Raw genomic sequence first — 23,207 nt, 5'->3', positions numbered from 1 at the left:
CCGGAGCGCGCCCCCGCCCGGCGCCGTCCTGCGGTGGATCAGGCGCCTTGCCTCGGCAGGCCGCGCGCGGCCAGGCTGGCGTAAAGTGCGCGCACCCCGAAGGTCCAGAGCTCGATCTCGGTGGCCAGACGCACTTCGTTGACCAGCGCGCCCAGGCGCTCGGACGCGATCACGACGCGGTCGCCCAGCTTGTGGGTGAAGCCGGTGCCCGGGCCCATGCGGTCCTGGGTGGGCGAGAACATGGTGCCCAGGAACAGCATGAAGCCGTCCGGGTACTGATGATGCTTGCCGCAAGCCTGGCGCGCCAGGTCCAGCGGATCGCGGCTGATCTCGCGCATGTGGCTCACGCCGTCCAGCACGAAGCCGTCCAGGCCCTCGATGCGCAAGGACACATCGGCCTGGCGCACGCTGTCCAGGCTGAAGTCCCCGTCGAACAGGCGAATGAAGGGACCGATGGCGCAAGAGCCGTTGTTGTCCTTGGCCTTGGTCAGCAACAAGGCGCTGCGGCCTTCGATGTCGCGCAGGTTGACGTCGTTGCCCAACGTGGCGCCGACGACCTCGCCGCGACTGTCCACCGCCAGCACGATCTCGGGTTCGGGATTGTTCCAGCGGGATTCGGGCAGCACGCCGATATGCGCACCCGTCCCCACCGACGCCATGGGCGGCGCCTTGGAGAAAATCTCGGCGTCCGGACCTATGCCCACCTCCAGGTATTGCGACCACTGGCCGCGCTCGGTCAGCTCGGCCTTCAGTTTGGCAGCTTCGGGCGAGCCCGGCCGCAGGCGGGACAGGTCCGAGCCGATCAGCGCCTGCATGCGGACGCGGATTTCCTCGGCGCGGCTGGCATCGCCGCCGGCCTCTTCCTCGATCATGCGTTCCAGCAGGCTGATGGCGAAGGTGACGCCCGCCGCCTTGACGGGCTGCAAGTCGCAAGGCGCCAGCAGGCGCAAGCCCTCCCGGCCTGCCAGGCTGGCTGCCATCAGGGCATGCACATCGCCCAGCGACTCGCCGGCGGCGCTGGCGGCGAGCGCCACGCGGTCGGGACGGTCCAGCAGGTCCGCCATGGTGGACGCGGCCGCCGTGATGTCGATCACCTCGCCGCGGCGCACCGCCACGACGCTGGGACCATGCCCCGGCCTCCACACCCGCCCCACCAGCAACGCCTGTTCCAGATCGACGGGCAGCGCCTTTGCTTGGTCCATGAGTCTCCTCGCCTTGTTCGAATGATGTGCGGGGCAGTCTAGGAGACTTCCATTATCATGTCCAACATCATGAATTTATGTCCAATATGTTGGACAAATAGAGCATGGCAACCGTACACGACGTCCCCGCCATCCGCCGCACGCACGACATCCTGCAAGTGCTGGCCAGCCGCAACACGCCGGTCAAGGCATCCGAGCTGGCTGAATCCTGCCAGCTCGCCCGCAGCACCCTCTATCTGCTGCTGGATTGCCTGGAACAGCGCCGCTGGATCGAGCGCCGTGATGGCGGCTACGTCATCGGCATCGAACTGATGGCGCTGGGCCATGCCTATCTGCGCCAGGACGGACTGCAGGCGGCGTTCCAGGCGGCCGCGGGCGCTTTCGTGGCGCGGCACAACGAAGTGGTGCAACTGGCGACGCTGGATGGCTTCGACGTGGTCTACCTGGCCCGCGAAGACGCGCGCCGCCCGGTGCGGCTGGTGTCGGACCTGGGCCTGCGCCTGCCGGCGCACGCCTGCGCGCTGGGCAAGGCGTTGCTGGCCAGCCTGCCGCCCGAAGACCTGGCCGCCCGCGTGCCGGATACGCTGCCGCGCGTCACCGAGCGCAGCCTCGCCACCCGCGCCGCGCTCGATCAGGAACTGGCCCAGGTGCGCAGCACAGGCCTCGCGCAGGATCTGGAGGAAGTGGCGACAGGCCTGGTCTGCTATGCCGCCTACGTGGGCATGACGCCGCAGGGCAAGCGGGTGGCCGTCAGCACGTCGATCCCCACCGACCGGCTGGACGAGACGCACCGCCATGACGTCATTGCGGGCATCCGCCTCGTGGCGCGGGACATCGCCCTGCGGGTGATCCCCGGCGCTTGAAGCGCGCATGCGACACCTAAGCCCTTAGCCTGCAACGGCTTTTTGACTTTCTGAAAGTCCCGGGCTAATATTCCGGATTCGGTCAGCAATGCCCGAATTACGTCGGTTGCATTTGCGTCACCCCTCTGGGTGCCAAGGAAGGTTCTACTTTCCCAGGCATCAAGGCCTTTCCCTCTCTTGCCAGGCTCTGGCGCCAGGAGAAGAAAGCGCCCGCCAGAGCGGCAATCCCGCCCAGCAGGGCAGGCAGCGCAGATGAACCCATTTACCTATTTAAGGAATCCCCCATGTACGCGGTCGTAAAAACCGGTGGCAAGCAGTATCGCGTTGCCGCTGGCGAAAAACTCAAGATAGAACAGATACCGGCAGACATTGGGCAAGAAATCACCCTGGACCAAGTGCTGTCCGTGGGCGAAGGCGACCAACTGAAAGTTGGCACGCCCCTCGTCTCCGGCGCCGTGGTCAAGGCAACGGTTCTTGCGCAAGGCCGCCACGACAAGGTCAAGATCTTCAAGATGCGCCGTCGCAAGCACTACCAGAAGCGTCAGGGCCACCGTCAGAACTACACCGAAATCCGCATCGAAGCCATCACGGCTTAAGAAGCGACTCGGTACCACTTAGCAGGAGCTAAACATGGCACAGAAAAAGGGCGGCGGCTCTACGCGGAACGGACGCGACTCAGAATCGAAGCGTCTGGGCGTCAAGGCATTCGGCGGCGAATTGATTCCCGCTGGTTCGATCATCGTGCGTCAGCGCGGCACGCGCTTCCACGCTGGCGTGAACGTCGGCATGGGCAAGGATCACACCCTGTTCGCGCTGATCGACGGCAAGGTTCAATTCGGCTTCAAGGGCGCGTTGAACAAGCAGACCGTTTCGATCGTCGCTGCCGAGTAATCGGACCAGCACGGTCAGCAACGCGGTTCGCCGCGTTCCAGAACGGCAAAAGCCCTGTCGCATGCGGCAGGGCTTTTTTGTTTTAAGCTTTTCCAGATTTCGGGCAGCAGCCGGACGGTTCCGGCCCCTGCCTCCCGGCGGCGCCGAATGACGGCCCCGCCCCACTCCTTACCACTACACGCGCGGACATCATGAAATTCGTAGACGAAGCCACCATCGAAGTCGTCGCCGGCAAAGGCGGCAATGGCGTGGCGAGCTTTCGCCGCGAAAAATTCATTCCCAGAGGCGGCCCGGACGGCGGCGACGGCGGACGCGGCGGCACCATCTACGCCGTGGCAGACCGCAACATCAACACGCTGATCGACTACCGCTATGCGCGCCTGCACCGCGCCAAGAACGGCGAAAACGGCCGCGGCTCGGACCAGTACGGCGCGGCCGCTCCGGACATCACGCTGCGCGTGCCGGTGGGCACCATCATCCATGACGCCGACACCGGCGAAATCCTGTTCGACCTCAACCAGCACGACCAGAAGGTGGTGCTGGCCGCAGGCGGCCAGGGCGGCATGGGCAATATCCATTTCAAGTCGAGCGTGAACCGCGCGCCCCGCCAGTGGACGCCCGGCAAGGAAGGCGAACACCGCTACCTGCGCATGGAACTGAAGGTGCTTGCGGACGTGGGCCTGCTGGGCCTGCCCAACGCCGGCAAGTCCACGCTGATCACGCGCATTTCCAATGCCAAGCCGAAGATCGCGGACTACCCCTTCACCACGCTGCACCCCAACCTGGGCGTGGTGCGCACCTCGCCGTCGCGCAGCTTCGTCGTGGCCGACATTCCCGGCCTGATCGAAGGCGCCTCCGAAGGCGCCGGCCTGGGCCACCTGTTCCTGCGCCACCTGGCGCGCACCCGCGTGCTGCTGCATCTGGTGGACGTCTCCACGCCCGACCCGGACGCGGATCCGGTCGAGCAGGCCGTGGTCGACGCGCGCGCCATCGTCGAGGAACTGCGCCGCTACGATCCGGAACTGGCCGCCAAGCCGCGCTGGCTGGTCCTGAACAAGCTGGACATGGTGCCCGATCCCGAGGACACCAAGCGCCGCTTCCTTGAACTCTACGACTGGAAGGGCCCGGTGTTCGGCATTTCCGGCCTGTCGGGCGAAGGCACGCAAGACCTGATCTATGCGCTGCAGGACTACCTGGACGCCGAACGCGAAAAGGAACACCTGTCGCAAGACCAGGCCGAAGAGAACTATGTCGCGCCGGACCCGCGCTTCGACGACAAGCGCTCGACCGCCGACCAGCGCCCCGCGCCGCGCGGCGACGACGAATAAGCCATAATCGCAGTCCTTACGATTACGCCTTTTTCTCGCCGCAGCCGGCCGCCATCATGTCTGCTGAAACACCCGCCGTTTCCGTCGTCACCAACGCCCAGCGTCTCGTCGCCAAAGTCGGCTCGTCGCTGGTCACCAACGAAGGCCGAGGCCTGGACCGCGCCGCCGTGGCGCACTGGGCCGCGCAGATCGCCGCCCTGCACAAGCAGGGCAAGCAGATCGTGCTGGTCTCCAGCGGCGCCATCGCCGAAGGCATGGCGCGCCTGGGCTGGCGCAAACGCCCGTCGGTCATGCACGAACTGCAGGCAGCCGCGGCCGTGGGCCAGATGGGCCTGTGCCAGGCCTACGAAGCGGCCTTCGCCGAATACGGCCTGCGCACCGCGCAAATCCTGCTGACGCACGAAGACCTGGCCGACCGCCACCGCTACCTGAACGCGCGCAGCACGCTGTTCGCCCTGCTGCGCCTGGGCGTGGTGCCGATCGTGAACGAAAACGACACGGTCGTCACCGACGAAATCCGGCTGGGCGACAACGACACCCTGGGCGCGCTGGTCACCAATCTGATCGAAGCCGACACGCTGATCATCCTGACCGATCAACGCGGCCTGTACGACTCCGATCCGCGCAAGAATCCCGACGCCAAGTTCATGTCGCATGCCCAGGCAGGCGACCCCGCGCTGGAAGCCATGGCCGGCGGCGCGGGCAGCGGCATCGGCACCGGCGGCATGCTGACCAAGGTGCTGGCGGCCAAGCGCGCGGCGCATAGCGGCGCGCATACCGTCATCGCATCGGGCCGCGAGCGCAATGTGCTTACGCGCCTGGCCCAGGGCGAGTGCATCGGCAGCGAATTGCGCGCCGTGCTGCCCGTGTGGTCCGCGCGCAAGCAATGGCTGGCCGATCACCTGCGCCTGCGCGGACGCGTGGTGCTGGATGACGGCGCCGTGCAGGCGCTGCTGCGCGAAGGAAAGAGCCTGCTGCCCATCGGCGTGACCGAGGTGGAAGGCGAGTTCGGCCGTGGCGACGTGGTCGCCTGCGTGGACGGCCAGGGCCGAGAATGCGCCCGTGGCCTGATCAACTATTCATCGGCCGACACCCGCCGCATCCTGCGACAGCCTTCGTCGCAGATCGCGCGCATCCTGGGCAGCATGACCGAACCCGAACTCATGCATCGGGATAACCTGGTAGTGCTCTGAGACCCTGCCCTCTTGCGGCGCCTTCGGGCAGCAGGATGTAGCCCCATCCCCGCACCGCAAGCACGGGCAAGTCGATATTGAGGCGGCGCGCCTTGCTACGCAGCCGCGACAAGAGCACATCCACCCGCCGCGCCCCTTCCATGGACTTGCGCGTACCGGCAGGGAAAAAACATTCCCGGCGCAGGCAGTAGCCCGGCGCGCTCAACAAGCGGACAAAAAAAGCGCGCTCGGTGACCGTCAACGGCAGGAACTCGCCAGCCGGTCCCGCCAGTGCGCCCACGTGCGGGTCTAGTCGCCAAGGCAAGGCGGTCGACGGCGCGCGCCGGTACAGATTGCGCAGCAGAGCGTCCCATTCCAGCGCGTCCATGCCCGCAGGGGTACAGACGTCCGCCCCCGCATCCAGCGCGGCAATGCGATCCGACGCGCTGGCATCCGCGGCCTGCCACAGCACCGCCGCAGCGGGCGCCGCCCGGCGCAGCGTGGCGATGAGGCCAGGCACACCCTTAATACCTCCCAAAAGTACCAGGGCATCAGCGCCCTGCGCCTGCAAGTGTTCCAATACGGCAGCGGACAAATCGAACACGCGGACCTGCCAACGCATCAGACGCAAAGCCTCGGCGAAATCCTCGCGCGCCGTTGCGTCGAGCCGTACGACGAAGACGCTGCCTCGTTGCTCCATGCGCTCACCTTTGATAAATATCACTTAAGTAATATTTATAACCACCAAAGCGCGTGACCAGCAAGCTTCAATCGCCGGTGTGAAAACATTCTCAGACCGACTGAAGCATGCGCGCCTGCTGCGTGGCCACACGCAGAAAGACCTCGCTCGTCTTGCGCGCATTTCGCAAAGCGCCATCGGCAGCTACGAAAGCGGCCTGCGGCACTCAAGCCGCTCGGCCCGCAAGCTGGCGCAGGTCCTGAAGGTCGAGGTCGAATGGCTGGAAACCGGCAAGGGCCCGCTGGAACTTCCCGTGGAAGGCTACGACCTCAGCAACACGCTGCCCGCGCCTGGCGTGGCCGAACCCGTGCCGCGTCCCGGCGGCCGGCCGCGTCCGATGGCGCCCTGGCCCTTCCCCAACATTTCGCCTTCGCAGTTCGAATCGCTCACGGCCGACGACCGCCTGATCCTTGAATCGATCACGCAGGCCTACATCGAAAAAACCATCCTCGTCCGTCGCGGCGCCAAGACGCGCGGCCGCAAGCTGGGCTGATCGCAAACTATCTTTGCCGGCCTCGCGCAAGCGCGCGCCCGCCAAGCGCATCCCAGTGACAGATATCGCGCAGTAGCGCCCCTGCCTCCCGGTAAAGCACGTAGGCAAATCACGTCCCTGCTGCCAGATGATGGTTATCGTGAATTGCAGCAAATGCTGCTGGAGGATCCCGCCTGCGGCCATGTGATTCCTGGCGGAGGCGGCATACGAAAGGTGCGCCACGCGCGGCCGGGAATCGGCAAGAGCGGGGGGATACGGGTGATCTATTACTGGCTCACCGATGACGACCAGATTCTGATGCTGTTGGCCTACCCAAAGAACGTGCGGGACAACTTGAGCTCAGCGGAACTTTCTGAACTGCGGGCGTTGGTAAAGGACTTGTGAAATGGACAGGCAGTTATTCGCCGATTTGAAGGCGAGTCTCAAAGAAGCGGCAGCGATACGCAAGGGAGAGACGCGTCCTTCGAGAATATCCACGCTTGATCCTCTGGACGTGAAGCGGGTGCGCGAACAGACCAAGCTGTCTCAAGCTGAGTTTGCGGCGGCGTTGCAGGTCAGCGTTCGCACCTTGCAAAACTGGGAGCAAAAGCGCCGGTCTCCTACCGGACCAGCTGCTGCTCTGCTGAAAGTCGTGGCCAACGAGCCTGAGATCGCGCTACGCGCCCTGCACCGTTAGGCGCATGGGACCGCGCAAAAGACGCCAAGCCCTCATCAACCTTCCCCCGCGCATTGTGCGCGGCCATGAAAAAGCCCGGCATGCCGGGCTTTTTTGTCGCTTGCTGTGCTGTTCAGGGCTTGGCAGCAGGAGCCGGAGCGGCGCCGCCAGCCGGCGGCACGGCAGCGTCGCCGCGGATCTTGGCGGCGATTTCCGAGGCGGCCTGGGCCGAGGCCACGCCAAAGGCCAGCACGCCGCGGTTCAGCGGTTCGCCGATCAGCGGAGCGGCGACCAGTTCCTGGTCGATCACGAGCGCCAGCATGTTGCCGACGTTCTTGGTGCTGACGTCATTGAGCTTGCGGGCGCCGGCTTCCGAGAAGCGCAGGCCGACGAAGTTCTGACCCTGGCGGTCCACCAGCGCGGCGGCGTCGGTGAGGTCGGCGCGCGTCAGGACAGGCACGGTCTGCATGTAGAGCTTGCCGTCAGGCAGCGCGATTTCGCGCATGCCTGCGCCAGGCTGCTTCTGCGCCAGGTAGAAGTCCACCGAGGCCGCGGCTGCCGGCTTGGCGGCCTCTTGGCCTGCTTGCGGCGTGGCGGTGTCGCCAGACGTCTTAGTCGGGGCGGTCTTGCAACCCGCTAGCGCCAACGTCACGACTACCAGGGCGGGCGCCAATTTGCGTAGGGTCAGTTGCATGCTCGTTTCCTTCTTAATGTGGACTAAGACCAGGCGATGCACTTCATCCCCGGCACTGGGGAAAAGTGTACCGAACCTGAATGACGGTGTCGCCATAGTCTGAATCCAATTGTAAAGCGGTAATACCAGCTCCCGCCTGCTCCGGCCGACGCGGCGCAGCAGCCGCGCGATTCGTCGGAACGCGCGCCAGCCTCTATACTTCGCTTTCGCGCAGGGGTACTCGTCCCGCCTACATGGCCGGACGTGTTGAGAGAGTCCCTTCGTACCAGTACGGATAATGCCGATGCTGGGAGCCGTATTCCCGCCATGCGTCTTTGCGCGCGCGGCGGGAATTCCTTCCCGATCGGCTCCAACCACTCGCTTGGAGCTTTCCATGAACGCCAATCCCAAATTCCTGGCCGCTACCGCCGAAGTCGACGCGGCGGCCGTCGCACCGCTGCCCAAATCCCGCCGCGTGTATGAAGTGGGCTCGCGCCCCGACATCCGCGTGCCATTCCGCGAGATCGAGCAGGACGATACGCCGACGATGTTCGGTGGCGAGAAGAACCCGCCGCTGACGGTCTATGACTGCAGCGGCCCCTACACCGACCCCGAAGCCAAGATCGACATCCGCCGCGGCCTGCCCGAACTGCGCCGCGGCTGGATCGAAGAGCGCGGCGACACGGAAGTGCTGTCGGGCCCGACCAGCGACTACGGCAAGGAACGCCTGACCGATCCCAAGCTGACGGCCATGCGCTTTGACCTGCAGCGTCCGCCGCGCCGCGCCAAGTCGGGCGCCAACGTGTCGCAGATGCATTACGCGCGCCGCGGCATCATCACGCCAGAAATGGAATACGTGGCGATCCGCGAAAGCCTGCGCCGCGAACACTACCTGCAGACGTTGCGCGAAAGCGGCCCCGATGGCGAAAAGATGGTCAAGCGCCTGCTGCGCCAGCATCCCGGCCAGTCCTTCGGCGCCTCGATTCCCGCGGCCATCACGCCCGAGTTCGTGCGCGACGAGATCGCGCGCGGCCGTGCCATCATCCCCGCCAACATCAACCACCCTGAAGTGGAGCCGATGGCCATCGGCCGCAACTTCCTGGTGAAGATCAACGCCAACATCGGCAACTCCGCCGTCAGCTCCGGCATCGGCGAGGAAGTGGAAAAGATGACCTGGGCGATCCGCTGGGGCGGCGACACGGTCATGGATCTGTCCACCGGCAAGCACATCCACGAAACGCGCGAATGGATCATCCGCAACTCGCCCGTGCCGATCGGCACCGTGCCGATCTACCAGGCGCTGGAGAAGGTCGACGGCAAGGCCGAGGACCTGACCTGGGAGATTTTCCGCGACACGCTGATCGAGCAGGCGGAACAGGGCGTGGACTACTTCACCATCCACGCGGGCGTGCGTCTGCCGTTCATCCCGATGACGGCCGACCGCATGACCGGCATCGTCTCGCGCGGCGGTTCGATCATGGCCAAGTGGTGCCTGGCGCACCACAAGGAAAGTTTCCTGTACGAGCGTTTCGAGGAAATCTGCGAAATCATGAAGGCCTACGACGTCAGCTTCTCGCTGGGCGACGGCCTGCGCCCGGGTTCGGGATACGACGCCAACGACGAGGCGCAATTCGCCGAGCTGAAGACGCTGGGCGAACTGACGCAGGTGGCGTGGAAGCATGACGTGCAGGTCATGATCGAAGGGCCGGGCCACGTACCGATGCAGATGATCAAGGAAAACATGGAGCTGCAGCTGGAACACTGCCACGAGGCGCCGTTCTACACGCTGGGCCCCCTGACCACCGACATCGCCCCCGGCTACGACCACATCACCTCGGGCATCGGCGCAGCGCTGATCGGCTGGTACGGCACGGCGATGCTCTGTTATGTGACGCCCAAGGAACACCTGGGCCTGCCGAACAAGAAGGACGTGAAGGACGGCATCATCACGTACAAGATCGCAGCCCACGCAGCGGACCTGGCCAAGGGCCACCCGGGCGCGGCAATCCGCGACAACGCGCTGTCCAAGGCGCGCTTCGAGTTCCGCTGGGACGACCAGTTCAACCTGGGACTGGATCCGGACACGGCCAAGGAATTCCACGACGAAACGCTGCCGAAGGATTCGATGAAGGTGGCGCACTTCTGCTCGATGTGCGGACCGCATTTCTGCTCGATGAAGATCACCCAGGACGTGCGGGATTATGCGGCGGCTCAGGGGGTTAGCGAGAAGGATGCGTTGCAGAAGGGGATGGAGGAGAAGTCCATCGAGTTCGTTAAGAAGGGAGCCGAGGTTTATCATCGGCAGTGATGTTTTTGCTGCTGCGTGTGCGTTGAGTTCTTGAGGCGCACGGCGCGGCAGTGGCCTGCCGGGCGCGGGGCAACGATTGCGGTCCGGAGCCTTCGCTCCGGACTGCCCCGTCGTCATCGTCGTCCAGGCCTACGGCCTTCCCTTCCGATTCCCTCGGGCTTATCGACGCCCCGCACCCGGCAGGCCACTGCCGCGCCGTGCTCTGTCTGTTGAATTTTCACGATCGCCGAGACGAGCTGTTTGCTTGGCGTTTTCGCCACCGGCGGGGGTGGGCGAGGATCTTGCGGGGCCCGCCCCCGGCCGGCCGCGCGGGCGGCCTTTGGGGGCTTACGCGGTGTCTCGCGTCGGATGATGACGCTGCGCGCTGGTGGTGAGTGCGTGAAATTGGGCAGGATGAGTGAAGTACGTACGGATCTGCCCGCAGGCTACGTGCGCTGGACGCTTGGGGTTCTCGCTTCACCCATCCTACTGAAGCGTCATGAGGCGGCAAACGTCGTCATTTCAACTCCGCCGCCGGATGGGCGGCGCGCGCGAGAGGATCTGCGTGCGCAAGCTTCTGTCCAACGCGCGCCGCCCATCACCGCCCCCCCAAAAAACGGCGACAACCACTAGCAAACCGCTCGTCGCATTCGCGCCAGCGCTCCCATCACGACGCAAGCAAGCGCGCATGCTCATTGCGGCCGCCCGGGCGGCCGCAATGAGCGGGCCCCGCAAGACTCGCCACTGAACACAGCTCTAGCGACGCAACAGGCCAAGACGCAGGTAGCACGGCGGTGCGGGCGGCATGGCGGCGAGCAACCTCGATGCGCCCGAGGGAATCTGAAGGAACCGCCGAAGGCGGTGACGAAGATGACGAAGGGGCAGTCCGGAGCGAACGCTCCGGACCGCAATCGTGGGCGCTCGCCGCCATGCCGCCCGCACCGCCGTGCGGCCTACGACGCTTCGCTCATGCACACCGCCGAAGCCCCGCTCAAAAACGCCCCAAAAAAACTACAGCAACTTCCCCGGATTCATAATCCCCGCAGGATCCAATACAGCCTTGATTTCCCGCATCAACCGCAGCTCCAGCGCGTCCTTGCTATGCAGGAAATGATCCCGCTTCAGCTGCCCGATCCCGTGCTCTGCCGAAATGCTCCCGCCATAGCGATTGACCTCGTCCAGCACCGCATCAGTGATCGCCGCCCCATGCACCGCCACCCAGTCGCGATCGGCTCCGGCCGGGCGCGACAGGTTGTAGTGCAGGTTGCCGTCGCCGAAGTGGCCGAAGATGAAGGGGCGGATGTCCGGGTACAGCGCGCGCACGCGGGCCTCGGCGGATTCCATGAAGTCGGGAATACGTTCGATCGGCAGCGACACGTCGTGCTTCAGGTGCGGGCCGTCGGCGCGTTGGGCTTCGGAGATTTCCTCGCGCAGCTTCCACAGCGCCTGCAATTGCGCCAGCGACGCCGACACGGCTGCGTCCAGGCACAGGCCACGTTCCAGCGCCGTGCCGATCACGTTTTCAACAAGGCCATTGAGCGCGGCCTCATCGGCCGTGTCCGCCAGCTCCACCAGCACATAGGCCGGATAGCGCTGGTCAAAAGGTTCCTGCACACCCGCGGCGTGCGCCAGCACCAGATCCAGGCAGTCGCCCGAGAAGTACTCGAACGCCTGCAGCCGCGCACCGCATTGTTCGAACAGGATCTCGAACAGTTGCAGGGCCTGCGCCGGCGACTCGACGGCGGCCAGCACCACCGAGCGCACATCAGTGCGCGGGAACAGCCGCAAGGCGACGGCGGTAATGACACCCAACGTGCCTTCGGAGCCGATCAGCAATTGCTTGAGGTCATAGCCGGTGTTGTCCTTGCGCAGCGTGCGCAGGCCGTGGAAGATCTCGCCCGTGGGCAGCACCGCTTCCAGGCCCAGCACCAGTTCGCGCGCCATGCCATAACGCACCACGTTCACGCCGCCGGCGTTGGTGGCAACGTTGCCGCCGATCTGGCTGGAGTCTTCCGCGGCCAGGCTCAGCGGCAGCAGGCGGCCGGCGTCCTGCGCGGCGCGGCGCAAATTGCCCAGGATCGCGCCCGCCTCGGCCACCATGGTGTTGGCGATGGTGTCGATGGAGCGCACGGCGTTCATGCGGTCCAGGCTCAGCACCACGTTGCCCGCGGCGGCATCCGGCGTGGCCCCACCGCACAGGCCGGTGTTGCCGCCGCGCGGCACTACCGGCACGCCTGCCTCCTGGCACAGCGCCAGGCAAGTGGCGACCTCGGCGGTCGTGCGCGGGCGCACCACCGCCTGCGCGTTGCCCTTGTACAGGCCGCGCCAGTCGGACAGCCAGGGCGCAATGTCGGCCTCGGCGGTGATGACGGTATCGGGGCCCAGGGCCTGGACCAGGCGTTGCGTAAAGTCGGATGCGGTCATGATGTCTGCCTTGCGGCGGGAGAGAGGAGATCGAGTTGCAGGCGGCTGGCCGCCTGTTGCAGATGGCGGGCGGCGGCGTGCCGCGCCCGTTCGGGATCGCGCGCGCGGATGGCCTCGAACACGGCCACGTGCTCCTGGTGCACGGCGGCCGTCAAACCGGCCTGCAGGCGGCTGTTGCTGCGCGCAGTGCTGACCGCCAGCCTGAGCTGCAGGTTCAGGTACTGCAACAGGTCCTGGTAGCAGCTGTTGTGCGTGGCGGCGGCAATGGCGCGGTGAAAGGCGATGTCGTGCTCCACGCCCTGCTCCGGGTCTTCCAGATGCGATCCCAGGTCAGCCAGGGCGCGCGCCATGGCGGCCAGGTCAGCATCGTCGCGCCGCAGCGCAGCCAGCGCGGCCGCGCCGCCTTCCAGCTCCATGCGCAATTCGTAGACCCCGGCCAACTGCTTGCGGTCCACGGCGATGCCGGCGGAAAGCTGGAAGCCCTGCGCGCCCGTGCGCGACAACACGGTGCTGCCGGAACCCTGCCGGCTCTGGATCAGACCCTGGGCTCGCAGGCGTTCGGTGGCCTCGCGGATGACCGCGGCGCTGACGCCGTATTGCTCGGCCAGCACGCGACCCGCCGGCAGCTTGGCGCCGACGGGATAGGCGCCCCCGGCGATGTCGGCGGCGATCTGGCGGGCGACCTGTTCGGTCAGGGTGAGGCTCTTGGTCAGCATCCGGGCATTATAGGCACACTTCTCAGGTTATCTGATAACTTTTGAGAAAGAAGCCGCTTCCAGATCGGGTTCAGGCTTGATGGATTACGCGAACCGGGCGGATCAGGCGACGGCGGGTTCGTCGTCCCGGACGGTCTTTTCGGCCTCTTCCGCCCCCGCCACGGCGCAACAGCGGCCGCCCTGCGCCTTGGCCCGGTAGAGGGCGGCATCGGCGGAATGCAAGGCAGCTTCCGGACTGCGGTTGGCGCCGGACACAATGGAAATGCCGATGGACAGGCCGACACTGACCCGCGTGCCATCCGCCAGCGTGATCGGCTGGGAAGCGTCATGCAGCAGGTGCTCGCCCAGCCGTAGCGCGGCCGTGGCATCAATGCCGGTCACCAACACGATGAACTCGTCGCCACCAATCCGCGCGGCCACGTCGTCCACCCGCAACATGGAGCGCATGCGCTGGGCGATGGTCATCAGCACCTGGTCGCCGGCAGCATGGCCGTAGGTGTCGTTGATGAGCTTGAAGTCGTCCATGTCCATGTACAACAGCGCCGCAGGACTGTCCTGGCCGCGCGCGCTGGCGCAGACGCGCTCCAGCGCGGCCTGCAGGCCGGCGCGGTTGGCCAGGCCGGTCAGCGCGTCTTCGCTGGCGCGGCGTTCGCTGTCGCGCTCGGCCAGCATGGTCGACACCAGGATGCGGTTGAGCCGGTGCGAGGCGACACTCATGCTGACCAGGTAGAACGGAATCTGGATGAAGACGATGGCTGTGACGTATTCGCCGGTGAAGGCCGCGCCCAGGCACATCGGCCCCAGGCTCAGGAAGATCATGGCGCCGACCAGCCTCGGCGCGCCGTAGTTCCGGAAGCAGATGCCGCCGGCCATGGCCCCGCAGGACACGCCGGCCAGGGTGGCGGCCAGCCAGTCGCCGTTGATGAAGGTGACGAAGACGCCGTAGCCCACGCTGAACGCCCACAGCAGCGCCAGCAGGATGTAGATATCGGTATGGGTATTGCCGCCCTTGGGCGCGGCGCGCAAGGCGGACCGCAGGATCAGCACGCGGACCAGGGCCAGTATCACCTCCATCGCCAGCCAGGACAGGTACAGCGGCTCGGGGCGGCGCCAGGCGACCACGCCGGAAATCATGAGGGTGTTGATGACGCCGCCGGCAAAAATGGGCAGCGTGCCGAACAAGCTGGCGATCAGGGCCGAACGGATGTCCGCAGGGGTGTCGTGCCCGGAATGCGTCAGCCAACGCGTCAGGCGCCATTTGGGCAAACTGAACTTCAGTGCTGTATCCACGCGGTCACGTCCCTGGCCATCTACCCGCTTTCGGGTAGGCTGGCTGGCGTTATAGCAGGTATTTCAAGCCTTTAATATTGTCCGCGGGGCCAATCCCGGACAGGAAATCAGTGCCCGCGATGGCCGCAGACGGCGCATTCCGGGTCGCGCTGGACGTTGACGCTGCGCCATTGCATGGTGCGCACGTCCAGCCACAGCAGGCGGCCGGACAGGCTTTCGCCCACCCCGGACAGCAGTTTCAGGGCCTCTGCGGCCTGCATGCTGCCGATGATGCCGACGACCGGGGCGAACACGCCCATCGTGGCGCAATTGGCTTGCTCGACGTCGTCCGCTTCCGGGAACAGGCAGTGGTAACAGGGCGCGTTGTCGTCGCGCAGGTCATAGACGCTGACCTGGCCGTCGAAGCGTATGGCCGCGCCCGATACCAGTGGCTTGCGGTGCTGCACGCAGGCACGGTTGATGGCGTGGCGGGTGGTGAAGTTGTCGGTGCAGTCCAGCACCAGGTCCGCCTGGGCGACGGCGTCGGACAGGGCCTGGCCTTCCAGGCGCTCGACGCGGGCATGGACCCGAGTCTGCGGATTGAAGGCCGCCAACATGTCCCGCCCCGACTCGGCCTTGTGGCGGCCGACGCTGGCGGTGGTGTGCAGGATCTGGCGTTGCAGGTTGCTCAGCTCGACGACATCGTCATCGGCCAGGGTGATGTCGCCCACGCCGGCAGTGGCCAGATAGAGCGCGGCGGGGGAACCCAGTCCGCCCGCCCCCACGATGAGCACACGCGCCGCCAGCAGTTTTTCCTGCCCTTCGATTCCCAGCTCGTCGAGCAGGATGTGGCGGGCGTAGCGCAGCAGTTGCTCGTCGTTCATTTGTCCTTGCTGGGCTCGACTCCGGTCGGCGTGATCTTCATGCGCTGGGGCGTACCACCGCCGGCCTTGGCATCAGCCTTGGCCTGGGCGCGGGCCGAACCCTTCTGCACCGGCTTGCCGGCCAGCACGTTCAGGGCCTGTTGCAGCTGGAAGTCGTCCTTGCCGCCGAATTCGAACACCTTGGCCGGCACATCGGCGTTGTCTTCGCCGGCGCTGGACTTCACTTCGTTGGCCGTCTGCTGGTTGGACAGGTGGCGCTGCAGGTCGGCTTCGCGCGGCAGGCGGAACAGGTCGCCTTCGGCGGTGTCGGCCACGACGTAGTCGGGTTCGATGCCGGTGGCCTGGATCGAGCGGCCGCTCGGGGTGAAGTAGCGCGAGGTGGTCAGCTTGACCGCAGTGGTTTCGGACAGCGGCAGGATCACCTGCACCGAGCCCTTGCCGAAGGTGCGGTTGCCCAGGACCTTGGCGCGCTTGTGGTCCTGCAGCGCGCCGGCCACGATCTCGGACGCCGAGGCGGAGCCCACGTTCACCAGCACCACCATCGGCACGGTCTTGGTCCAGGCCGGCAGGCCGGCCAGGTAGTTGCTTTCGCCGCGGGCGTATTCCGAAGGCGTGGCCAGGTACTTGTGGCGGGCGTCCGGAGTACGGCCGTCGGTGGTCACCACCACCGAGTCGGGCGGCAGGAACGCGCCGGACACGCCGATGGCGCTGGTCAGCAGGCCGCCCGGGTCGTTGCGCAGGTCCAGCACCAGGCCCTTGGGGGCTTCCTTGGCGCCGAGGTCCTTCAATTGCTTGGCCAGGTCGGCGCCGGTCTTTTCCTGGAACTGGGCGACGCGGACGTAGCCGATGCCGTTGTCCAGCATCTTGCTGCGCACGCTGCGCACCTTGATGATGTCGCGCACGATCTTCAGCACGATGGGCTGCGGACGGTCGGCGCGCATGATGGTCAGCGTGATCGGCGACTTGGGCGCGCCACGCATCAGCTTGACGGCATCGTTGAGCGTCATGCCTTTGGTGGGCGTGTCGTCGATCTTGATAATGAGGTCGCCAGCCATCACGCCGGCGCGGGCCGCGGGCGTGTCTTCGATGGGCGAGATGACCTTCACGAAGCCGTCTTCCGCGCCGACCTCGATGCCCAGGCCGCCGAACTCGCCTTGCGTGGCCGTCTGCATTTCGCGGAAGGCATCGGCGTCCAGGTAGGCCGAGTGCGGGTCGAGGTTCGACACCATGCCGGAGATGGCATTGTCGATCAGGGTCTTGTCGTCGACGGCCTCGACGTAGTTGTTCTTGATGGCGGCGAACACATTGCTCAGCTGCCTGAGTTCGTCCAGTGGCAGAGGGCTGCCGCGCTGGGCGACCGCGGTCACGCCTACGCTGAGCAACACACCAGCCACCGCACCGATGGCAATCAGACCGAAACCGCGAAACTTACGAGTGCCCATGCACACTTCCCGAATTTTGTTTTCGCCGATGGGGTTTGGTAATTACCAACGACATCAATCTACTGCGCCAGCCATTGTGCCGGATCCACAGGAGCGCCACGATGGCGAATTTCAAAGTATAGGCCGGATTCCACTTGGCCGCCGGTCGCCCCGACCGTGGCGATGGTATCGCCACCCGTCACCGAATCTCCCACCCGTTTGAGCAGACTTTGGTTGTAAGCATAGACGGTCAGGTATTGCTGCCCATGATCCACAATGATGAGGTTGCCAAAACCCCGCAGCCAATCGGCGTAGACCACCGTGCCGGGGGCCACCACCTTGACCGGCGTGCCTTCGGCCGCGCGCAGCACCACGCCGCGCCATACGCCGCCATCCGGACGGTCGACCCCGAAGCGCCCCTGCACCTGGCCGCGCACCGGCATGGACAGCCCGTGGCGCAAGCCGTTGCCGCCGCCCACCGCCGGCGCGGCGCGCGCGGTCTGGGTTTGCTGCGCAGGCTCGCTACGGCTTGGAGCGGGTTTTTCCTCTATAGGTTCCGCCTTCCTGGGCGGTTCCGCGGGCTTGGCCTGAGGCGGCGGCTCGGGCGTGGTCAGCCGCGACTGTTTCTGCTCGGCCGGGCGCAGTCCGGCGGCATCCGGATCGGCCACGGCCACGGGACCGCGGTTCTGGCGCGAGGCGGCTTCGACCTGTTCGCGCGCCTGGGCGGCATCGCGGGCATCGCGGGCGTCACGCTCGCGCTTGGCATTGTCGGCGGCCTGCTTGGCGTTATCGGCAGCCAGCTTGCGGTCAGCCTCGGCCTTCTTGCGGGCGTCCTCGGCGGCGCGGCGCTCGGCATCGGCGCGTTTTTTGGCTTCCTCGGCGGCGCGGCGCGCTTCTTCCGCGCGACGTACTTCCTCGGCCCGCTTGCGCGCTTCCTCGGCGCGGCGGGCGTCCTCGATCTGCTTGGCGATGGCCGCGTCCAGATCGGTGATGAGCCGCGACAGGCGCTGATCATCTCGGCCCAGCTTGTTGGCTTCGGCGCGCTGGGCGGCGATCTGCCCTTCCAGCTGGGCCAGCAGCGTGGCGCGCTCTTTTTGCTGACCGACCAGCGCGGTCTTCTGCTCGGAGGTCTCGGCCACGACTTTTTCGATTTCCGCGCGGCGGGCGTCGGCGCGTCCCTGCAGGGCGGCCAGGCGCTCGATGTCCTCGCGCAGGGCCTGCACGGCCTGGGCGCGGGCCTGCGACACATAATCCAGATAGCCCAGGTTGCGCCCCAGCACCTGGGGATCGTCGCCCGACAACAGGGCGGTCCAGGGCGACAGGCCGCTGGTGTACTGGGTGCGCAGCTGTTCGGCCAGTTCGGTGCGGCGCTTGGCCAGCACCGCCTGCTGGGCGCCGATCTGCTTTTCCAGGCCGGTCAGGTCGGCCTGCGCCTGGCGGTTGGCCTCGGCCAGCTCCCGCAGGCGCAGGTTGATCTTGGAAATCGCCGACTCGGACTGCTTGAGCGCGTCGGCGGCTTCCTTGCGGGCGGCCTCGCGGTCATCGATATCCTTTTGCAGGTTCTCGATGCGGTCGCGCAAGGCGGCCTGCTGCTTTTCCGCGTCGGACTGGCGGCCGGCAAGGTCGTTGGGCGCGGCGTGAGCCGACAGCGCCCCACCGGTCAACATGACCGCCAACAACAATCCTGCCGCGCGACGCATAGGAATATCAGTCCTTCTTAGCCTTGCCCTGGGCTGCCACCGCAGCCATGGCCGCCTCGATCTCGGCGGCATCGCCCAGATAATAGTGGCGGATCGGGCGCAGGTCATCATCCAATTCGTACACCAGCGGCTGGCCGGTGGGAATGTTCAGGTTGACGATGTCTTCGTCCGACACGTTGTCCAGGTGCTTGATCAGGGCGCGCAGGCTGTTGCCATGGGCGGCGATCAGGACATTGCGGCCGGCGCGGATGGCCGGAGCGATGGATTCGTTCCAGAACGGCAGCACGCGGGCCACGGTGTCCTTCAGGCATTCGGTGGCGGGCAGCTGGTCGGCCGGCACCTTGGCGTAGCGCTTGTCGAAACGCGGGTGGCGTTCGTCGTCCAGCGCCAGCGGTTCCGGGGCGATGGCGTAGGCGCGGCGCCAGATCAGCACTTGCTCGTCGCCGTACTTGGCGGCGGTTTCGGCCTTGTTCAAGCCTTGCAGCGCGCCGTAGTGACGTTCGTTCAGGCGCCAGGTCACGCCGACCGGGGTGTACATGGCGTCCATGGCGTCCAGGGCGATCCACAGGGTGCGGATGGCGCGCTTGAGCAGCGACGAGTAGGCCAGATCGAAGGTGAAGCCTTCTTTCTTGAGCAGTTCGCCGGCCTTGCGGGCCTGTTCGCGGCCGGTCTCGGTGAGGTCGACGTCGGTCCAACCGGTGAAGCGGTTTTCCAGATTCCACTGGCTTTCGCCGTGGCGCATCAGAACGAGTTTGTGCATGATTTGGGACGCTTGTAACGCGGGTTAAAGTGAAGGAATGCGCTCATTTTATAATTGAGCGATTTTGCCCTTGATTTTGCCCCGGCGCACCCGCCCATTTCTGCGGCGCGGCGCATCAGGGTTCGCCTATACCAGGCTAGTCGCCGCACTTCAGGATGCCCCGTGGACCTTTTGCAATTCTTGATCGATAAAAACAACGTCTTCATCGTCGCCGTTGCCGTGATCTCCGGCATCATGCTGGCCATCCCCGCCCTGCGCAAAGGCCGCACCGGTTCGGCCGTGAGCACGACCGAGGCCATCCAGATGGTCAACCAGCGCCAGGCCGTATGGGTCGACGTCCGTCCCGCCGAACAGTTCCAGGCCGGCCACATCGCCCAGGCCCGCAACGTGCCGGCGGCCGATCTGGAGCAAAAGGCCGCCTCGCTGCCCAAGAACAAGCCGCTGGTCGTGGTTTGCGACAATGGCCGCGATTCTGCCCGCGCCGCCGCCAAGCTGCGCGCCCAGGGTTTCGCCGATGTCGTGCCGCTGGAAGGCGGCATGCGCGCCTGGTCGGCCGCCAGCCTGCCCGTGACCCAGAAGGGTTGAAGCCTGGGGCCGCGCCCCCATCTACCTATTCTTGTACTCACAGGAGCGCCCATGAATAAAGTCGTCATGTACAGCAAGGACTATTGTCCCTATTGCGCCCGCGCCAAAGCCCTGCTGGAGCAGCGCGGCGTGACCGACCTGGAAATCATCCAGATCGACCGGGACCCGTCCCAGCGCGACGTCATGATCGAACGCACCGGCCGGCGCACCGTCCCGCAGATCTTCATCGGCGATACCCACGTCGGCGGTTGCGACGACCTGATGGCCCTGGACCGCTCGGGTGGCCTTGCCCCCATGCTGGCCAGCTAAATCGCCTCCCTTTTTGCCCCTCCCACCAACGGAAACACTCATGGCTGATCAAGACCAAAACACCCAGCAAGAAGGCGGCAACGCGCCCTCGTTCAATCTGCAGCGCGTCTACCTGAAAGACCTTTCGCTGGAAATGCCGAATGCGCCCCACGTCTTCCTGGAACAGGAAGCGCCCCAGGTCGAGGTAAGCATCACCGTGGGTGGCCAGCGCCTGGCTGAAACCGTGTTCGAAACCACGGTTACCGTCACCGTCACCACCCGCATCAATGAAAAGGTCGTGTACCTGGTCGAAGGCACGCAAGCCGGCATCTTCGAGGCCGCCAACATCCCCGAAGAACAGCTCGACCCGCTGCTGGGCATCGTCTGCCCGACCATGCTGTACCCCTACCTGCGCGCCAACATCGCCGACGCGATCACCCGCACCTCGATGCCGCCGCTGCACCTGACCGAAGTGAACTTCCAGGCCCTGTACGAGCAGCGCCTGGCCGAGCTGCAACAGCAGCAAAGCGCCGCCAACGGCAACGGCAGCGACTCGGGCATCATCCTGCCCCCCGGCGCGACCCGCCAGTAAAGCAGCCGCGGCGTCCAATGAAAAGAGCCCCCACGCTGCGCCTTCGGCTTGCTGCCCCCCGTGGGGGCGCTTTTCATCTTGAGGCGGCTCGGCGATGAAAAATCCCATCGAGCCACGCCTGCGCGTCGCCGTCCTGGGTGCGGGAAGTTGGGGCACCGCGCTGGCGGCGGCTGCCAGCCGCCGCCACGCCACCGTACTCTGGGCGCGCGATGCCGCGCAGGCCGCCGACATGGCCGCCTCGCACGAAAACGCGCGCTACCTGCCGGGCATCGCCCTGCCGCAGGCACTGAATATCTCCTCCGATCTCGACGCCACGCTGCGCAGCCTGCAAGAAGACGGCGCGCGCCGGCTGATCGTACTGGGCGTGCCCGTGGCCGGCTTGACCGCCATCTGCGGCGAGCTGTCCCGCCGGCTGCCCGCGCTGGGATTGCAGGACACTCCCATCGTCTGGACGTGCAAGGGCTTTGAAGCCGACACGGCCAGGCTGCCCCATGAAATCATGCGCGAGGCCCTGCCTGGCGCCACCGGCGGCGCATTGTCGGGCCCCTCGTTCGCGCGCGAAGTCGCGCAGGGCCTGCCGGTCGCGCTGACCGTGGCCAGCGACAGCCCCGCCTTGCGCGATGCCACCACTGCCGCCTTCCACGGCGCGGCGCTGCGCGTCTACGCCAGCACCGACCTGGTGGGCGTGGAAGTGGGCGGCGCGCTGAAAAACGTGATCGCGGTCGCCTGCGGCATTGGCGACGGCCTGGCCCTGGGCACCAATGCCCGCGCCGCGCTGATCACCCGCGGCCTGGCCGAGATGACCCGCTTCGGCGTGGCGCTGGGCGCGCAGGCCGAGACCTTCGCCGGGCTGACCGGCCTGGGCGACCTGGTCCTGACCGCGACAGGCGAGCTGTCGCGCAACCGCCGCGTGGGCCTGGAGATCGGCGCCGGGCGCAAGCTGGCCGACATCCTGGCCAGCGGCATCACGGCCGAAGGCGTGCGCTGCGCGCGCGCCGCGCTGGACCGCGCCCGCGCCATCGGGGTCGAACTGCCCATCACCGAAGCCGTCTGCGCCGTGCTGTTCGACGGCGTGGCCCCAATGACGGCCGTGTCCGCCCTGTTGGCGCGCGACGCCCGCTACGAAAGCGGGATAGCCAGCCAGCCGGACGCGTCGCCGGACAACCGGCCCCGCTGAGCCGCCCCAAAAACAAATACCACGCACAACCCCGAGGAGACATCCTTCATGACGCAAACCCGCAAGTTCCGGGTCGGCCCGCTGCTACGCGGCCTGTGCCTGAGCCTGGCCGCCATCCTGCCCGCCGCCGCCCATGCCGACTGGCCCGACCGTCCGATCCACATGGTCGTGCCCTTCCCGCCCGGCTCGTCGCCCGACATCCTGGCGCGCACCATCTCGGAACCGCTGTCGCAGGCGTTGGGCCAGCCCATCGTGATCGACAACAAGCCGGGCGCCGGCGGCAACATCGGCACGCGCATCGTGTCGCAGGCCAAGCCGGACGGCTACACGCTGCTCTACACGATCAACGGCCCGCTGGTCACCGCCCCCACGCTGTACAAGAAGACGCTGGGCTACGACCCGCTGCGCGATCTGCAGCCGGTATCGCTGGTGGGCACCAGCCCCAACGTGCTGGTCGTGCCCAGCAGCCTGAAGGTCGATAACGTCAAGGACTTCGTCGCGCTGGTGAAGGGCCGCGGCAATTCGCTGAACTACGGTTCCGTGGGCCCGGGCAGCTCGGCCCATCTGGCGATGGAAATGTTCAAGGAAAGCGCCGGCGTAGACCTGGCGCACATCCCCTATTCCGGCTTCCCGCAGGTCATCTCGGCCATCATCGGCGGCGATGTCCAGGCCGGCTTCATGGTGCCCGCCATCGCCGTGCCCCAGGCCCGCGACGGCAAGGTGAAGCTGCTGGCCGTGACCAGCCTGCAGCCCAGCGAGGCGCTGCCGGGCGTGCCGACGATGGCATCCCAGGGCTATCCGGACTTTGAAGCCATTTCCTGGAATGCCGTGCTGGTTCCGGCCGGGACGCCCACGCCCATCGTCGAACGGCTCAACAGCGAGCTGGCGCGCATCATCGGCAGCGAAGCGGTGCGCAAGCAGCTGGCGCTGCAGTACTTCACCCCCGCGCCGTCCACGCCGGAAGCCCTGACCGCCCGCATCAAGAATGAAAAGGCGCGCTGGGACCAGGTGATCGAGAAGCTGAATCTGTCGCTGGATTGATTGCAGCCCAGCCGTGACGGGCCAGGCGCGCCGGCTTCAGCGCGCCC

Annotated in this window: 24 protein-coding genes; 14 read left to right on the top strand and 10 right to left on the bottom strand. The window is 66.3% G+C overall.

Annotated elements, in window-relative coordinates; all coding sequences use genetic code 11:
* Positions 1 to 38: 38 nt before the first annotated feature.
* A complete protein-coding gene (locus IB257_RS21030; protein WP_192492748.1) occupies positions 39 to 1,202 on the bottom strand; it encodes a fumarylacetoacetate hydrolase family protein in 1,164 nt (387 codons plus the stop codon).
* Between the two features lie 104 nt (positions 1,203 to 1,306).
* Between IB257_RS21030 and IB257_RS21025 the strand changes: the two genes are divergently transcribed.
* The 5 genes from IB257_RS21025 (at position 1,307) to proB (ending at position 5,477) form a co-directional block, all read left to right on the top strand.
* Positions 1,307 to 2,065, top strand: coding sequence for an IclR family transcriptional regulator (locus IB257_RS21025; RefSeq protein WP_119450208.1), 759 nt, complete (start codon positions 1,307 to 1,309; stop codon positions 2,063 to 2,065).
* Positions 2,066 to 2,349: 284 nt separating this feature from the next.
* Positions 2,350 to 2,661, top strand: a complete 312-nt coding sequence (gene rplU / locus IB257_RS21020; protein WP_006216228.1) for a 50S ribosomal protein L21 — start codon at positions 2,350 to 2,352, stop codon at positions 2,659 to 2,661.
* A 34-nt stretch (positions 2,662 to 2,695) separates the two neighbouring features.
* A complete protein-coding gene (gene rpmA / locus IB257_RS21015; RefSeq protein WP_006216229.1) occupies positions 2,696 to 2,956 on the top strand; it encodes a 50S ribosomal protein L27 in 261 nt (86 codons plus the stop codon).
* 191 nt (positions 2,957 to 3,147) lie between these two features.
* The gene (gene obgE, locus IB257_RS21010) at positions 3,148 to 4,284 is read left to right on the top strand and encodes a GTPase ObgE (protein WP_054457705.1); all 1,137 of its coding nucleotides are present in this window, start codon (positions 3,148 to 3,150) and stop codon (positions 4,282 to 4,284) included.
* Positions 4,285 to 4,340: 56 nt separating this feature from the next.
* Positions 4,341 to 5,477: a glutamate 5-kinase gene (proB, locus tag IB257_RS21005; protein ID WP_054457706.1), complete on the top strand. Its 1,137-nt coding sequence runs from the start codon at positions 4,341 to 4,343 to the stop codon at positions 5,475 to 5,477.
* Here the strand turns inward: proB and IB257_RS21000 are convergent.
* The gene (locus tag IB257_RS21000) at positions 5,446 to 6,156 is read right to left on the bottom strand and encodes a response regulator transcription factor (protein ID WP_192492747.1); all 711 of its coding nucleotides are present in this window, start codon (positions 6,154 to 6,156) and stop codon (positions 5,446 to 5,448) included. The genes proB and IB257_RS21000 overlap by 32 nt on opposite strands.
* 79 nt (positions 6,157 to 6,235) lie before the next feature.
* Between IB257_RS21000 and IB257_RS20995 the strand changes: the two genes are divergently transcribed.
* The 3 genes from IB257_RS20995 to nadS all read left to right on the top strand — a co-directional run bounded on the left by IB257_RS20995 (position 6,236) and on the right by nadS (position 7,364).
* The gene (locus IB257_RS20995) at positions 6,236 to 6,688 is read left to right on the top strand and encodes a helix-turn-helix domain-containing protein (protein WP_054457708.1); all 453 of its coding nucleotides are present in this window, start codon (positions 6,236 to 6,238) and stop codon (positions 6,686 to 6,688) included.
* An 81-nt stretch (positions 6,689 to 6,769) separates the two neighbouring features.
* On the top strand, positions 6,770 to 7,072 hold the full coding sequence (locus tag IB257_RS20990; protein WP_192492791.1) for a type II toxin-antitoxin system RelE/ParE family toxin: 303 nt from the start codon (positions 6,770 to 6,772) through the stop codon (positions 7,070 to 7,072).
* Position 7,073: 1 nt separating this feature from the next.
* Positions 7,074 to 7,364, top strand: a complete 291-nt coding sequence (gene nadS, locus IB257_RS20985; protein WP_119450206.1) for a NadS family protein — start codon at positions 7,074 to 7,076, stop codon at positions 7,362 to 7,364.
* Positions 7,365 to 7,476: 112 nt separating this feature from the next.
* Here nadS and IB257_RS20980 read toward each other — a convergent pair whose 3' ends face one another.
* Entirely contained in the window at positions 7,477 to 8,037 is a 561-nt protein-coding gene (locus IB257_RS20980; protein WP_054457711.1) for a hypothetical protein, read from the bottom strand.
* 373 nt (positions 8,038 to 8,410) lie between these two features.
* On the opposite strand from IB257_RS20980, the gene thiC reads away from it, so the two are divergent.
* Positions 8,411 to 10,324: a phosphomethylpyrimidine synthase ThiC gene (gene thiC, locus IB257_RS20975; RefSeq protein ID WP_192354765.1), complete on the top strand. Its 1,914-nt coding sequence runs from the start codon at positions 8,411 to 8,413 to the stop codon at positions 10,322 to 10,324.
* Between the two features lie 990 nt (positions 10,325 to 11,314).
* Here the strand turns inward: thiC and IB257_RS20970 are convergent.
* The 7 genes from IB257_RS20970 to gpmA all read right to left on the bottom strand — a co-directional run bounded on the left by IB257_RS20970 (position 11,315) and on the right by gpmA (position 19,477).
* Positions 11,315 to 12,727: an FAD-binding oxidoreductase gene (locus IB257_RS20970; protein ID WP_054457713.1), complete on the bottom strand. Its 1,413-nt coding sequence runs from the start codon at positions 12,725 to 12,727 to the stop codon at positions 11,315 to 11,317.
* Entirely contained in the window at positions 12,724 to 13,443 is a 720-nt protein-coding gene (locus IB257_RS20965) for a FadR/GntR family transcriptional regulator (RefSeq protein ID WP_175182281.1), read from the bottom strand. Before IB257_RS20965 ends, IB257_RS20970 begins: the two co-directional genes overlap by 4 nt.
* Positions 13,444 to 13,545: 102 nt before the next feature.
* Positions 13,546 to 14,733 carry a GGDEF domain-containing protein gene (locus tag IB257_RS20960; RefSeq protein ID WP_192492746.1) on the bottom strand — a complete coding sequence of 396 codons (1,188 nt, stop codon included), beginning with the start codon at positions 14,731 to 14,733 and terminating at the stop codon, positions 13,546 to 13,548.
* Between the two features lie 107 nt (positions 14,734 to 14,840).
* A complete protein-coding gene (locus IB257_RS20955) occupies positions 14,841 to 15,596 on the bottom strand; it encodes a molybdopterin-synthase adenylyltransferase MoeB (protein ID WP_054457716.1) in 756 nt (251 codons plus the stop codon).
* Positions 15,593 to 17,038 (bottom strand): S41 family peptidase, encoded by a 1,446-nt coding sequence (locus IB257_RS20950; RefSeq protein WP_054457717.1) that lies wholly within the window; start codon positions 17,036 to 17,038, stop codon positions 15,593 to 15,595. Before IB257_RS20950 ends, IB257_RS20955 begins: the two co-directional genes overlap by 4 nt.
* Before the next feature lie 59 nt (positions 17,039 to 17,097).
* Positions 17,098 to 18,717, bottom strand: a complete 1,620-nt coding sequence (locus tag IB257_RS20945; RefSeq protein WP_192492745.1) for a murein hydrolase activator EnvC — start codon at positions 18,715 to 18,717, stop codon at positions 17,098 to 17,100.
* A 7-nt stretch (positions 18,718 to 18,724) separates the two neighbouring features.
* Positions 18,725 to 19,477, bottom strand: a complete 753-nt coding sequence (gene gpmA, locus IB257_RS20940; RefSeq protein WP_054457719.1) for a 2,3-diphosphoglycerate-dependent phosphoglycerate mutase — start codon at positions 19,475 to 19,477, stop codon at positions 18,725 to 18,727.
* Between the two features lie 162 nt (positions 19,478 to 19,639).
* Between gpmA and IB257_RS20935 the strand changes: the two genes are divergently transcribed.
* The 5 genes from IB257_RS20935 to IB257_RS20915 all read left to right on the top strand — a co-directional run bounded on the left by IB257_RS20935 (position 19,640) and on the right by IB257_RS20915 (position 23,160).
* Positions 19,640 to 20,062 carry a rhodanese-like domain-containing protein gene (locus IB257_RS20935; protein WP_059378185.1) on the top strand — a complete coding sequence of 141 codons (423 nt, stop codon included), beginning with the start codon at positions 19,640 to 19,642 and terminating at the stop codon, positions 20,060 to 20,062.
* 51 nt (positions 20,063 to 20,113) lie between these two features.
* Complete coding sequence (grxC, locus tag IB257_RS20930; protein ID WP_054457721.1) at positions 20,114 to 20,371, top strand: glutaredoxin 3; 258 nt, start codon at positions 20,114 to 20,116, stop codon at positions 20,369 to 20,371.
* Between the two features lie 40 nt (positions 20,372 to 20,411).
* Positions 20,412 to 20,942, top strand: coding sequence for a protein-export chaperone SecB (gene secB, locus IB257_RS20925; protein WP_054457722.1), 531 nt, complete (start codon positions 20,412 to 20,414; stop codon positions 20,940 to 20,942).
* Positions 20,943 to 21,036: 94 nt separating this feature from the next.
* Complete coding sequence (locus IB257_RS20920) at positions 21,037 to 22,119, top strand: NAD(P)H-dependent glycerol-3-phosphate dehydrogenase (RefSeq protein ID WP_054457723.1); 1,083 nt, start codon at positions 21,037 to 21,039, stop codon at positions 22,117 to 22,119.
* A gap of 48 nt (positions 22,120 to 22,167) precedes the next feature.
* The gene (locus tag IB257_RS20915; protein WP_054457724.1) at positions 22,168 to 23,160 is read left to right on the top strand and encodes a tripartite tricarboxylate transporter substrate binding protein; all 993 of its coding nucleotides are present in this window, start codon (positions 22,168 to 22,170) and stop codon (positions 23,158 to 23,160) included.
* Positions 23,161 to 23,207 lie beyond the last annotated feature (47 nt).

It is taken from the genome of Achromobacter sp. ACM03, assembly GCF_014851665.1.
GTDB lineage: Bacteria > Pseudomonadota > Gammaproteobacteria > Burkholderiales > Burkholderiaceae_B > Achromobacter > Achromobacter aegrifaciens.
Note: the sequence above shows the minus strand (reverse complement) of the source record. Positions and strands in the feature narration are given on the sequence as shown.